The organism is Halochromatium sp. (assembly GCF_054919635.1).
The window spans coordinates 1-11,896 of the sequence record NZ_JBUDPI010000088.1; the positions used below are offsets into that span (position 1 = coordinate 1).

The following is an 11,896-nucleotide window of genomic DNA, read 5'->3' on the forward strand; positions in this document are numbered from 1 at the left end:
GCCGCCGCCGAACTTGACCTCATCGCCGTAGTGCGTCAGGTCTTCTTCGACCTCGATGATCAGGTCGGTATCGGCCAGGCGCAGCTTGTCGCCAGTGGTTGGACCGTACATCGATGCATAGGCCTGCCGGCTGATCTTGCTCATGCCTTGGTCTCCTGGTCGACGCTGGTATCGGCAGCTTCGTCGTCAGAATCGAGGTCGGGCTCCGGCTCCGGTTCCGGCTCAGGATCAAGCGGGCCCATCACCTCGCCGCGGAACCCATAGACGATCCGATCCCCGGCATAGGGGACCAGCGTGACGGTTCGCGACTGTCCAGGCTCGAACCGAACAGCAGTACCGGCCGGGATATCCAGCCGGTGACCACGCGTGGGGTCGCGATCGAACCGCAGCGCGGGATTGGTCTCGAAGAAGTGGTAATGGGAGCCGACCTGGATAGGCCGATCGCCCGTGTTCGCAACCTCGACCGACAAGGGCGGCCGGCCGGCGTTGAGCTCGATCTCGCCAGCGGCCGTGAAGAGTTCGCCTGGAATCATGCTGCGATCCTCAAGGTGGGTGAACGGGCTAGACGATCGGGTCGTGAACGGTGACCAGCTTGGTCCCGTCCGGGAAGGTCGCTTCAACCTGAACATCCGGAATCATCTCCGGAACACCGTCCATCAGGTCATCGCGGGTCAAGAGGGTGCGGCCATAGTCCATCAGCTCAGCGACCGTGCGCCCATCCCGGGCACCTTCGAGAATCGCACAGCTGATGAAGGCCACCGCCTCCGGATAGTTCAGTTTCAGCCCTCTCGCCTTGCGTCTTTCGGCGAGCAGGCCGGCCGTGAACAGCAACAGCTTATCTTTTTCGCGGGGGTTCAGCTCCATGGTCGACGCCTCGTCGAGTCGCGGATGTAGAGGTCATGAGTTTACGCCAGCAATGCCTGCCGATACAGCATCGAGCCCGATACAACATCAAGCCCGATACAACATCAAGCAAGGCACAGCCGAGAACGCGATCAAAAGGGTCGGACGCCTTGGACAACGGGAGATCAGGTTGCCCAGATGCGGGGCGCAGATGCCTGCAGCCCGAGCAACCTGGGACGCAAGCAACGCCAGAGCGCACGAAACTGGAGCATCACCGGCTCCACCTTGGTGGCAAGTGCGCGCGCGACGAGGAGATCGTCGAGCAGCGTCAGGCCGAGCTCAAGGCCAGGCTCAAGATTGGGCTCAAGACCGAGCTCAAGACCGGGCTGAGTGAAGACTCGATCCGGGTCCCGATCGGGGCGGAGGGCTGGGTACTGAGCCGAAACCACGGCCCGCGCGGCCTCGAGGTCCGCTGCCGTCGCGCCAGTCGCGATCAGCGTCGCCGTAATCGGTAGCCCGCGTAGGCCGCTCGGGCCGTTCAGGCCGCCCTGAGCAGGATTCGCCGGCTCAAGCCTCAGGCATTCGCTCAGCAACGGCTTGCCATCGCGCTCGATGCGCAGCCCGACCCTCGCACGCCCCCGATCGAAACGCTCGCTGATCGCCGGCCGGCCGAGGCTGAGGATCTCCCAGCCGATAAAACGAGCGCGACCATGCAGCGCGACCTGCGTCTGCAGATCGATACGCGCACCCGGAAACAGAATCGACTCCTGCGGCAGCCATTCAAAGACGCCGCCATCTTGGACCTCAAAGTGCTGTCGCTGCTGGGCCATCGCGCCAGCACTGCGATAGAGCTTGGCGGCGCCCGGTGCGGTCAGCAGCGCATGCGCGCCGGGCGCGACCTGCGTCTCGATCTCGAGGCGATCACCGCCGACCACGCCACCAGGCGGATGCAGCACGTACAGATGACAAGGCGCTCCCTCCGGATAGAAGGCGCGCTGCACTGTTAGCGGGCCGTGCTGTTGTTTTCGCGCCAGAACGGTGCGCTCGCCGCGTGGCTCGAACGCCAATGCGATACGCGCGCTCCAACCCGGTGCACCAGACAGCGATGAGGGCTCCAATGGCGACGCCGCTTGCTGCACCGGTCGCGGTACGGTCTGTTGTGCCGGCCGCGTCATCGACTAGCGGTCGACATGAAATAGGAGGAGAGGCATCAGACGGTCAAATACTCTCGCACCAGGTCATCGCCGAGTTCGGACATCACCCCTTCTGCCTTGAGTCGACCTCGGTCGAGGATCACGAAGCGGTCACCGACTCGTCGCGCAAACGGCAGCTTCTGCTCGACTAGGATGACCGTCAGGCCCAGCTGATCCATCAAACGACGGATGATGTCGCCGATCTCGTGCACGATGTTCGGCTGAATGCCCTCGGTGGGCTCGTCCAGGATCAGCAGCTTGGGATCGATCACCAGCGCACGACCGATCGCAAGCTGCTGTTGTTGACCGCCGGAGAGATCGCCACCACGACGGCTGCGCATCTGATCGAGCACCGGAAACAGCTCGAAGATAAAGTCGGGGATGCGGCGGCTGCGATCCGCGCGGGCCGGCAGACCGATGCGCAGGTTCTCTTCCACCGACAGCAAAGGAAAGATCTGTCGCCCTTGTGGTACATAGCCGATACCGAGCCTGGCGCGGCGCTCAGCTGGCAGGCGTGCAAGATCATGATCTTGAAACTGCATCTGCCCGCTGCGCAGCGGCCGAAGACCCATGATGCAGTCCATCAGCGTAGTCTTGCCGACGCCGTTTCGGCCCATCACGCAGGTACATTGCCCCTGCGGAAAGGTCACCGAGAGGTCCCAGAGGGTATGGCTCTCGCCGTAATACTGGTTGAGCGTGTCGATCTGTAGCATCAGGTTAACCAGGTGTCCGAGTCCAGGGCTTGCGCGAAAGCCTTAGGTCATTGAGCAATCCTTTAGGTCGTTGAGCAATTCTTACGCCATGCGCCGAGCCTGGAACGCGCGCCGGCTGATGATCCGTGCAGCAATGCTTTGGAGTCAGTGGCGTAATGAGGGCGCATTGGGGCTCGTTAGGGGCTTATTGGCAGCATATTGGCAGCGTTATCGGGGCCTCGCTCGGAGCAGGCTCATTGCAACGCCTGCCGCGCGGCCTCGAGCGCCTCCCAGCGCTCATAACAGCCCTGCAGCTCGGTTTCGACCTCGGCGAGCCGCGATTGCGTGCTGCCGAGCTCACTGGCCGGCCCCTGATAGAGCGCGGGATCACCGAGCCGCGCGTGCAGCCGCTCGAGCTCGGTCTCGAGCGCCTCGATCTGCTGCGGCAACTGCTCCAGCGCGCGTTGATCCTTGTAGCTGAGCTTGCCGCTCGACTTGCCACGGCCGGCGGAGACCGAACGCCCGGCCTCGCGGCCTTGCTCCTGGGCCTTGCACGTCTGCTGCTTCGATGCCGCCTTGCGCTGAGCCGTCGAGTCCCCCGGTGCCCCGGCCATCGGTGGCGCCCCACTGCGATCACGGCGCTGTCGCAGCCAATCCGAATAGCCACCGACGTATTCCTGCACCCGGCCACCGCCCTCCAGCACCAGGCTTGAGGTCACGACGTTGTCGAGCAGATCGCGGTCATGACTGACCAGGAGCAGGGTGCCATCGAATTCGTTCAGGAGCTCCTCGAGCAGATCCAGGGTCTCGACATCCAGATCGTTGGTCGGCTCATCGAGCACCAGCAGGTTGGCCGGCTGGGTAAAGAGCTTGGCGAGCAGCAGCCGGTTGCGCTCGCCACCCGAGAGCGCCGAGACCGGTTGCTGCGCGCGCTCCGGCAGGAATAGGAAATCTTTCAGATAGGAGAGCACGTGCAGGCTGCGCCCGCCGACCTCGACCTTATCGCTCCCGCCGGCGACGTTATCGCGCACCGTCCGAGAAGGATCGAGCTGCGCCCGGAGCTGGTCGAAATAGGCGATCTTCAGATTGGTCCCGAGTCGAATCTGGCCCGAGTCCGGCTGCAGCTGGCCGAGCAGAAGCTTGAGCAGGGTCGACTTGCCCGCGCCATTGGGGCCGATGATGCCGACGCGATCCCCGCGCAGGATCAGGGTATTGAGCTGCTGGATGGTCGCTGCACCCGCACCGGGCTGATAGGAAAAGGTCACGCCCTCGGCCTCGACCACCAGCTTACCGCTGCGATCGCCGCTATCGATGCTCAGGCGCGCCTGTCCCGGACCCTCGCGACGTGCCTGGCGCTCCGCCCGCATCGCCTGCAACGCTCGCACGCGCCCTTCGTTGCGCGTCCGCCTCGCCTTGATCCCCTGCCGAATCCAGACCTCCTCCTCGGCCAAGCGCTTGTCGAAACGCTCGCGCTCCTTGGCCTCGGCGTGCTGGCGCTCCTCACGCCGGCGCAGATAGTTGTCGTAATCGCCCGGCCAATCCGTCAGCTGACCACGATCGAGCTCGAGGATGCGGGTGGCCAGATTGCGCAGGAAGCGCCGGTCATGCGTAATGAACAACAACGAGCCCTGGAAGCCGAGCATCAGCTCCTCGAGCCATTCGATGGTCTCGATGTCCAGATGATTGGTGGGCTCGTCCAGGAGCAGCAGATCAGGCTCGCTGATCAGCGCGCGCGCCAACATCACGCGCCGCCGTAGCCCACCGGATAGCGTTGCATAGACGGCTTCCGCGTCGAGCCCGAGCCGCGAGATCACCCGCTCGGCCCGCTGCTCGATCTCCCAGCCGCCCTCGGACTCTAGCCGTTGCTGCACGCTGGCCAAACGCGCCAGGTCCCGATCAGACGCCGATGCCCCAGCCTCAGCCAAGCGATGACTCAGGTGATGGTACTCGGCGACCAACCGCCCGAGCTCGCCGAGTCCCGCAGCAACCACATCCAACACCAGGTGCTCATCACCCAGCGGGGCCTCCTGTGCCAGGCGAGCGACGCGCAGCCCATCGGCGCGCCAGACCGAGCCGGAATCGGGCTGGATCTGGCCGTCAATGATCTTTAACAGGGTGCTCTTGCCAGTACCGTTGCGACCTATCAAGCAGACGCGCTCGGTCGGACCGATCTCAAGGTCGACGCCGTCGAGCAGCGGGGGATGGCCATAGGACAGCGTCACAGAACGCAGCGAGAGCAAGGACATAAAGGGCAACAAACAAGGTGGTGACGAGACGAGGCATCATTCTGCATCATAAACCAGCCAGTCAGGATGACCTATCGATACAGAGACCGATCGATGCAGAGAAGAACAGCCAAGGAACGCAGCTGCACCTATTGTGCAGCGCAAAATACTGTACACTTGTTCGTCATCAGTCATTGACAGCGCGCCGATAAAGAACAAGAGGCATGGTCAGATCCGTGACACTGCGAGAGGCTTGGGCCGGCGAGGCCGACTGCCGGAATTGCACCCTGCGAGCATCGGTGTTGTTCGCTGGACTCACCGAGCAAGACTTCGACCGTATCCACGACCCGATCGATCAGTTCGACCTGAAGCCGGGCACCCCCCTGTATCAGGCCGGTGAGGTCGGTGATTACATGTTCACCGTCCGGAGCGGCTCGCTCAAGTTGGTGCAATACCTGCCTGACGGCAGCCAGCGCATCGTGCGCATTGCCCGCAGCACCGATGTCCTCGGCCTTGAGGCCCTGCTCGGTAACGCCTATCAGCATGATGCCGTTGCGCTAGCGCCCACCGAGATCTGCCGCTTCCCGACCCGGGTGGTCAAGACGCTGAGCAAGGATAACCCAGGTCTGCACGAGGAGCTGATGCAGCGTTGGCAGCGGGCACTGAATGAGGCCGACGCCTGGCTCACTGAGCTCTCGACTGGCTCGGCGCGGCAGCGCGTCGCGCGCCTGCTGTTGCGCTTGGTGCGCGACCGCGAATCGAGCGAATGCCAGTTGTTCGGACGCGAAGACATGGGCGCCATGCTCGGCATCACCACCGAGACCGCCAGCCGCACTATCGCTGGCTTCAAGCGCGAGAGCCTGATTGTTGAGTCGCGGCCAAACCGCTTCCTGCTCGACATCCCCAACCTCAGGCGCATCGCCGAGGATTAGCCTCGCTACCCGCCGCAGGCCGACAGCTCAGGGCGATGCCGGGTTGGATACCGGTTGGCAATCACCCTGACTAAAGGGCACTGCGGCGCTCGCGGCAGCCGAGACCCCACCGTATTGAGCCGCTGTCTATTGACAGCTTTCAATGTTGCCGTTCGCGCGCGGCGACTATGCTGCGCCGATGATCAGCCGAGTTTGCAACGATGCCCGAAACCGCCCCAGACGCCGCTAAGCCCGATCCGCGAATCAAGCATTTTCCGGTCGCCTTCTTCGCCGTCATCATGGGCTTGTCCGGCCTGTCGATCGCGTGGGAGATGGCACAGGCCACCTTTGGGATGCCTCTGGATATGGCTGGCGCCTTGCGTTGGCTCGCACTCGGCCTGTTCGGGCTGTTCTCGGTGATGTACCTGATCAAACTGTTCTTGTTCCGCGACGCGGTGCTGCACGAGCTGCGGCATCCGATCCAGATCAATTTCTTCCCGACCATATCAATCAGCATGCTGCTGCTCAGCGCCACGCTGCTGTCATCGCTGCCTGGCCTCGCTGCAGTCTTTTGGATCATTGGCACCGCGGTACATCTGCTGCTGACGCTCTATGTGATGAATGTCTGGATGCATCACGACCACTTCGAGATCCATCACATCAACCCGGCCTGGTTCATTCCCGTCGTCGGCAATGTCTTGGTCCCGATCGCCGGCGTGCCCCTCGGCCATCTGGAGCTGTCCTGGTTCTTCTTCAGCGTCGGGGTCCTGTTCTGGCTGATCCTGTTTGCCATCATCACCTATCGCATGCTGTTCCATCAGCCGCTGCCAGACCGCTTGATGCCCACCTTCTTCATCCTGATCGCTCCACCTGCGGCCGGCTTTATTGCCTACATCGAGCTCAGTGGTCTCGCCGAGGCGGGGGCGCTGGATGCCTTTGCCCGCGTCCTCTACTACAGCAGCCTGTTCCTGACCCTGCTGCTGTTGACGCAGGTCGGCCGTTTCGTCCGGCTCCACTATTACATCTCCTGGTGGGCCTACTCCTTCCCGCTCGCCGCGGTGACCATTGCGACCCTCATCATGTATGAGCTGACCGGCCTCCTGGCCTTTGCCGTCATCGGCTGGACCTTGCTCAGCCTGGTCACGCTCGTTGTGATCTTCCTGCTCTACCGCACCGCGGTTGCGGTCGGTGGACGCAGTATCTGTGTGCCTCATCTGTGACCGCGACAGGCTGATCTTTCGAGTCGACAACAGGCAGCACCATGAAGCAAACCCTGCTCAATGAACGCTATCCGCTCTTTGTGCTCAGACTTGATCGCAACGAGACCCGGTTCCACAGCGTCGATGAGATCTGCGGCTACTTTCGCGATTGCATCCAAGCGCATCGCTGCGGCCATTTCATCGCCATCTTCGATCACTACGCCCACACCTGTGCCCTGCCCGAGGGTGATGTGGACAGCGAGATTCGTGCGGCCAAGAACGTCCTATTCTGTTTTGGGCTATCGCTTCCCAGTCCTGAGATCCTCGGTCTCAGGCCGCGCTCGATCGGGGTTGCCGAGCTGGAGCGACAGTTCGTGATCAGCTTCATGGAGGCCCCCATGCCGGTCGCAAATGCGGCGATGGAAGACTGGGCGCTTGGACTGCGGCGCAACGAGCTCGCGTCCGAGCAGGCCTAGTCCATGTCCCGCGCCAGCCCCGGACCGGATTGGAGCTTGCGCGGCGTCGCGACCGCTTTTCGAACCATCCGATGAGAGACACCACAGCGAACTGGAGCCCAACCGATGCGCATCGCAGTCACCAGCCAGAACTTCAAGACCATCACTGGGCATGCTGGCAAGAGTCGCCGTTTCCTGATCTACGATCTCGAGTCGGCTAGCGAGCCTGTCGAGGTCGAGCGACTCGATCTCCCCAAGGAGCTCTCGCTGCATGAGTACCATGGCGCAGATCACCCGCTGTACCAGCGCCAGCTGGACGCCATCCTCTCGGGCGGGGCTGGACAGCGTTTCTTCGACCGGATGGCACAACAAGGCATCAAGGTCATCACCACCTCCGAGACGGACATCGCCGCCGCCCTGAGCGCGATCGCGAACGGTCAAGAGCTACCGCCTGCGGCACCGCACGAGCACTAGCCTCGCCGCAGCCCGAGCGTCCGAAAGAGCACCAGCGCCGAATGCTGACCCGAATCAAGCTCAAGCATCGCTGAGCCTGACCAAAACCGTCGGAATTGCGAATTCGCATTCTCTGCCGCGGGACAGGTAATTAAGCTTTTGCTGATGGACCTGAACTGCCGAGCGTCATCCGTGCGGCAGTTGCAGAAGACGCCGTAACGAAACGGCGCAGCGACCGATCGCTCTCGACGCAACCGCGCCTTGAGGGCAGCGACGGGAGGTGGTGGATGCCGATGCCTCGGCGCATCGGCCTCTAGAGGTCTGAATTCGGACTCGGGATTCCAACGATGCTAGATAGCGTAATGGTCGAGCTATCGCGGTGGCAATTCGCCATCACCGCGATGTATCACTTTCTCTTCGTCCCGCTGACCCTTGGGCTCAGCTGGATGCTGGTGATCATGGAGAGCGTCTACGTGATGACGGGACGCGAGATCTATAAGGACATGACCAAGTTCTGGGGCAAGCTGTTCGGCATCAACTTCGCCCTGGGCGTGACCACTGGACTGACCATGGAGTTCCAGTTTGGAACCAATTGGTCCTACTATTCTCACTATGTCGGCGACGTCTTCGGCGCGCCTTTGGCCATCGAAGGCCTGATGGCCTTCTTTTTGGAATCGACCTTCATCGGTCTGTTCTTCCTCGGCTGGGAGCGCCTCACAAAGCGTCAGCATCTGGGCGTGACCTTCCTGACCGCGGTGGGGTCGAACCTCTCTGCGATGTGGATACTGATCGCCAACGGTTGGATGCAGCATCCGGTCGGCGCTGAGTTCAGCTTCGAGACCATGCGCATGGAGATGATCAGCTTCTCCGAGGTCTTGTTCAACCCAGTCGCCCAGGTCAAGTTCGTGCACACTGTCGCCGCTGGCTATGTGACGGCGGCCATGTTCGTCGCTGGCATTAGCGCTTATTACATGCTCAAGGGGCGGGATTTGGCCTTTGCCAAACGCTCGTTCTCAGTGGCGGTTGGCTTTGGACTGGCGTCGATTCTGTCGGTGATCCTGCTCGGCGACGAATCCGGCTATGAGGTCGGTGATGTCCAGAAGGTCAAGCTCGCGGCCATCGAGGCCGAATGGCATACCGAGGAGGCCCCGGCGGCATTTACCGCCTTCGGCATGCCCAGCAACGAGGACGAGGAGACCCACAACGCCTTCAAGATCCCCTGGGCGCTCGGCCTGATTGCGACCCGCTCGCTCGATGAAGAGGTCGTCGGTCTGAAGGAATTGATGCGCGAGCACGAGATCCGCATCCGCTCCGGCATGGTCGCCTATGAGTACTTGCAGCGACTGCGAAACGGCCAGGATACCGAGGCAAACCGCGCCATGTTCAAAGACCACATGGACGATCTCGGGTATGGACTCCTGCTCAAGGCCTACACCGATAACCCAGCCGAGGCCACCGAGGAACAGATCCAGATGGCGGTCAAGGATTCGATCCCCGAGGTCGCGCCGTTGTTCTGGGCCTTCCGCATCATGGTCGCCGCTGGCTTCTGGATGCTGCTCCTGCTGGTGCTCGGCTTCTACTACAACGCTAAGCGCGAGATCCAGAACAAGCGCTGGCTGCTGCGCGCCTTCCTCTATAGCATCCCCGTGCCCTGGCTCGCCGCCGAGACCGGTTGGTTCGTCGCCGAGTTCGGCCGCCAGCCCTGGGCCATTGGTGAGGTGCTGCCGACCTCGGTCGCCGCCTCAAGCCTCACCGCCAACGATCTGGTCATCAGCCTCAGTGCCTTCATCATCTTCTACACGCTGCTGTTCCTGATCGAGATGTTCCTGATGTTCAAGTTTGGGCGCCAGGGTCCAAGCTCGCTGCACACCGGTAAGTATCATTTCGAGAAGCAGCAGGCGTCGACAACCGACGCAGGCGGCGCTGGCGCGCCCTCGACGACCGCACCGGCCAGTCCGTATCGCGGAGAAGGCTCATGATCATCGATTACGAAGTCCTGAAACTGATCTGGTGGCTGCTGGTCGGCGTGCTCTTCATCGGCTTCGCAGTCACCGATGGCATGGACATGGGGGTCGGCACCCTGCTGCCCTTCCTCGGCAAGGACGACGAGGAGCGCCGGGTGATCATCAACACCGTCGGTCCGCATTGGGACGGCAACCAGGTCTGGCTGATCACCGCCGGCGGTGCCATCTTTGCCGCCTGGCCCCTGGTCTACGCGACCGCCTTCAGTGGCTTCTATTTCGCCATGCTGTTGGCGCTGTTCGCGCTCTTCTTCCGGCCCGTCGGGTTCGACTACCGCAGCAAGATCCAGAATAAGCAATGGCGCAATGCCTGGGATTGGGGCCTGTTCATCGGCGGTGCTGTGCCAGCGCTCGTGTTTGGCATCGCCTTTGGCAACCTATTGCAGGGTGTGCCTTTCCATCTGGACGAGCTGCTTAGGCCCTACTACACCGGTAGCTTCTTCGGCCTGCTCAATCCGTTCGCGCTGCTGGCCGGCCTGATCAGTCTGGGCATGTTGACCATGCATGGCGCGATCTGGCTGCAACTACGCACTGGCGAGCCGGTCGCTTCGCGCGCAAAGCATTGGGCGAAGATCGTTGGCTTGGCGACCATCGCCGGTTTCGCGTTGGCCGGTATCTGGCTGACGCTCGGCGTCGACGGCTTCAAGGTGGTCAGCATGCCAGCGCTGGACGCGATTCCGAATCCGCTGACCAAGGAGGTCGTGGTTGATCCCTATGGCTGGCTCACCAACTATCGGCAGTACCCCTGGACACTCTTGTTTCCAGCCCTGGGGTTTGCCGGGCTCGGGTTTGCGATCAGCCTCTCGATACGCGATAAGGCCGGGCTTGGGCTGATCATGAGCGGACTCGGGATCACCGGCATCATCATGACCGCTGGCGCCGCCATGTTCCCGTTCATCATGCCCTCGAGCAGCAACCCGAACAGCAGTCTGATCGCCTGGGATGCGACCTCGAGTCATCTGACGCTCACGGTGATGTTCTGGGCAGCGGTGATCTTCATCCCGATCATCCTGATCTACACCACCTGGACCTATACCAAGATGTGGAGACGGATCACCGTCGAAGAGATCCGCGCCCAAGATAGCTCAGCCTACTAGCTCGGCCTCGTGTTCCGGGCCTCCTCTCTGGGTCCGGTCACCTAGCCTGCCCCCTGGCCTGATGATCAAGCCAGCAGCCATATGATGATGCCTAGCGCGCCCGCCACTGTGGTGCGCTAGGCTATACCCAAACACTCTCGGAGCAGCAACAGATGTGGTACTTCACTTGGATTCTCGGCGTCTTGCTCGCCGTTGCCTTTGGCATCATCAATGTGATGTGGTATGAATCCTCGCAGTGCATGGGTGATCCGCAAGACGATCAGCCCCAGGGTTGAGCGCTGCCCGCGCATCCCAGTCAGCCAACCAGTCAGCCAACCAGTCAGCCACCCGGCCAGCCAACTGGCAGGCTCGATCGAATCGCTCGCCTAACCGCGACCGATCCAGTTCGGAGCCTGCCGCCAGAACAGACTCCGCCCACAGCGATCATGCAGGACTACCAACCGCGCCCCGACCTCCTCAAGGACCGTGTCATTCTGGTCACCGGTGCATCCGAAGGGGTCGGCCGCGCGCTCGCCTTGGCCTGCGCCAAGCACGGCGCCCCTGTGGTCCTCAGTGGCTTTCGCGAGAAGGCGCTCGAGGCGGTCTATGACGAGATCGTCGACGCCGGCTGGCCAGAGCCGGCGAGTCTGCCGCTGGATCTCGAGAAGGCCGATGAGCAGCTGATGCTCGGTATCGCCACCACGCTGGGCGATGAGTTCGGTCGGCTCGACGGGCTGGCGCATACCGCACAGTACATCCCCTTCCTCAGCCGAATCGATGACTACGACGCCGACCAATGGGACAAGGTGCTACGTATCAATCTCACGG

General features: G+C 62.3%; 14 protein-coding genes. 8 read left to right on the forward strand and 6 right to left on the reverse strand.

The features are described 5' to 3' along the window. The 6 genes from ACY693_RS07485 to ACY693_RS07510 form a co-directional block, all read right to left on the reverse strand. A partial coding sequence (locus ACY693_RS07485) for a hypothetical protein (RefSeq protein WP_462321219.1) occupies nucleotides 1-144 on the reverse strand: 144 nt, incomplete at its 3' end. After that, nucleotides 141-533, reverse strand: a complete 393-nt coding sequence (locus ACY693_RS07490) for an urease subunit beta (protein WP_462321206.1) — start codon at nucleotides 531-533, stop codon at nucleotides 141-143. The genes ACY693_RS07485 and ACY693_RS07490, both read right to left, overlap by 4 nt. Before the next feature lie 28 nt (nucleotides 534-561). After that, complete coding sequence (gene ureA / locus ACY693_RS07495) at nucleotides 562-864, reverse strand: urease subunit gamma (protein ID WP_462321207.1); 303 nt, start codon at nucleotides 862-864, stop codon at nucleotides 562-564. A gap of 164 nt (nucleotides 865-1,028) precedes the next feature. Then, complete coding sequence (locus ACY693_RS07500; RefSeq protein ID WP_462321208.1) at nucleotides 1,029-2,018, reverse strand: urease accessory protein UreD; 990 nt, start codon at nucleotides 2,016-2,018, stop codon at nucleotides 1,029-1,031. Between the two features lie 35 nt (nucleotides 2,019-2,053). Then, nucleotides 2,054-2,749: an urea ABC transporter ATP-binding subunit UrtE gene (gene urtE / locus ACY693_RS07505; RefSeq protein WP_462321209.1), complete on the reverse strand. Its 696-nt coding sequence runs from the start codon at nucleotides 2,747-2,749 to the stop codon at nucleotides 2,054-2,056. Between the two features lie 233 nt (nucleotides 2,750-2,982). Further along, nucleotides 2,983-4,974, reverse strand: coding sequence for an ATP-binding cassette domain-containing protein (locus ACY693_RS07510; protein ID WP_462321210.1), 1,992 nt, complete (start codon nucleotides 4,972-4,974; stop codon nucleotides 2,983-2,985). Nucleotides 4,975-5,177: 203 nt separating this feature from the next. Between ACY693_RS07510 and ACY693_RS07515 the strand changes: the two genes are divergently transcribed. The 8 genes from ACY693_RS07515 to ACY693_RS07550 all read left to right on the forward strand — a co-directional run. Then, nucleotides 5,178-5,885 (forward strand): Crp/Fnr family transcriptional regulator, encoded by a 708-nt coding sequence (locus ACY693_RS07515; RefSeq protein WP_462321211.1) that lies wholly within the window; start codon nucleotides 5,178-5,180, stop codon nucleotides 5,883-5,885. A 200-nt stretch (nucleotides 5,886-6,085) separates the two neighbouring features. Further along, nucleotides 6,086-7,084 (forward strand): SLAC1 anion channel family protein, encoded by a 999-nt coding sequence (locus tag ACY693_RS07520; RefSeq protein ID WP_462321212.1) that lies wholly within the window; start codon nucleotides 6,086-6,088, stop codon nucleotides 7,082-7,084. A gap of 41 nt (nucleotides 7,085-7,125) precedes the next feature. Beyond that, on the forward strand, nucleotides 7,126-7,539 hold the full coding sequence (locus tag ACY693_RS07525) for a DUF6858 family protein (RefSeq protein ID WP_462321213.1): 414 nt from the start codon (nucleotides 7,126-7,128) through the stop codon (nucleotides 7,537-7,539). 105 nt (nucleotides 7,540-7,644) lie between these two features. Beyond that, entirely contained in the window at nucleotides 7,645-7,992 is a 348-nt protein-coding gene (locus tag ACY693_RS07530) for a NifB/NifX family molybdenum-iron cluster-binding protein (RefSeq protein ID WP_462321214.1), read from the forward strand. Between the two features lie 326 nt (nucleotides 7,993-8,318). Further along, a complete protein-coding gene (locus ACY693_RS07535; RefSeq protein WP_462321215.1) occupies nucleotides 8,319-9,950 on the forward strand; it encodes a cytochrome ubiquinol oxidase subunit I in 1,632 nt (543 codons plus the stop codon). Further along, nucleotides 9,947-11,089, forward strand: a complete 1,143-nt coding sequence (gene cydB, locus ACY693_RS07540) for a cytochrome d ubiquinol oxidase subunit II (RefSeq protein WP_462321216.1) — start codon at nucleotides 9,947-9,949, stop codon at nucleotides 11,087-11,089. Before ACY693_RS07535 ends, cydB begins: the two co-directional genes overlap by 4 nt. A 152-nt stretch (nucleotides 11,090-11,241) precedes the next feature. Further along, nucleotides 11,242-11,364, forward strand: coding sequence for a cytochrome bd-I oxidase subunit CydX (gene cydX, locus ACY693_RS07545; RefSeq protein ID WP_462321217.1), 123 nt, complete (start codon nucleotides 11,242-11,244; stop codon nucleotides 11,362-11,364). A gap of 150 nt (nucleotides 11,365-11,514) precedes the next feature. Then, the coding region (locus ACY693_RS07550) for an SDR family NAD(P)-dependent oxidoreductase (protein WP_462321218.1) at nucleotides 11,515-11,896 on the forward strand (382 nt) is incomplete at its 3' end.

Excerpts from the sequence above, each read along its gene's own strand:
- ACY693_RS07490 (WP_462321206.1), bottom strand. The coding sequence starts at position 533 with ATGATTCCAGGCGAACTCTTCACGGCCGCTGGCGAGATCGAGCTCAAC.
- ureA (WP_462321207.1), bottom strand. The coding sequence starts at position 864 with ATGGAGCTGAACCCCCGCGAAAAAGATAAGCTGTTGCTGTTCACGGCC.
- ACY693_RS07500 (WP_462321208.1), bottom strand. The coding sequence starts at position 2,018 with ATGACGCGGCCGGCACAACAGACCGTACCGCGACCGGTGCAGCAAGCG.
- urtE (WP_462321209.1), bottom strand. The coding sequence starts at position 2,749 with ATGCTACAGATCGACACGCTCAACCAGTATTACGGCGAGAGCCATACC.
- ACY693_RS07510 (WP_462321210.1), bottom strand. The coding sequence starts at position 4,974 with ATGTCCTTGCTCTCGCTGCGTTCTGTGACGCTGTCCTATGGCCATCCC.
- ACY693_RS07515 (WP_462321211.1), top strand. The coding sequence starts at position 5,178 with ATGGTCAGATCCGTGACACTGCGAGAGGCTTGGGCCGGCGAGGCCGAC.
- ACY693_RS07520 (WP_462321212.1), top strand. The coding sequence starts at position 6,086 with ATGCCCGAAACCGCCCCAGACGCCGCTAAGCCCGATCCGCGAATCAAG.
- ACY693_RS07525 (WP_462321213.1), top strand. The coding sequence starts at position 7,126 with ATGAAGCAAACCCTGCTCAATGAACGCTATCCGCTCTTTGTGCTCAGA.
- ACY693_RS07530 (WP_462321214.1), top strand. The coding sequence starts at position 7,645 with ATGCGCATCGCAGTCACCAGCCAGAACTTCAAGACCATCACTGGGCAT.
- ACY693_RS07535 (WP_462321215.1), top strand. The coding sequence starts at position 8,319 with ATGCTAGATAGCGTAATGGTCGAGCTATCGCGGTGGCAATTCGCCATC.
- cydB (WP_462321216.1), top strand. The coding sequence starts at position 9,947 with ATGATCATCGATTACGAAGTCCTGAAACTGATCTGGTGGCTGCTGGTC.
- cydX (WP_462321217.1), top strand. The coding sequence starts at position 11,242 with ATGTGGTACTTCACTTGGATTCTCGGCGTCTTGCTCGCCGTTGCCTTT.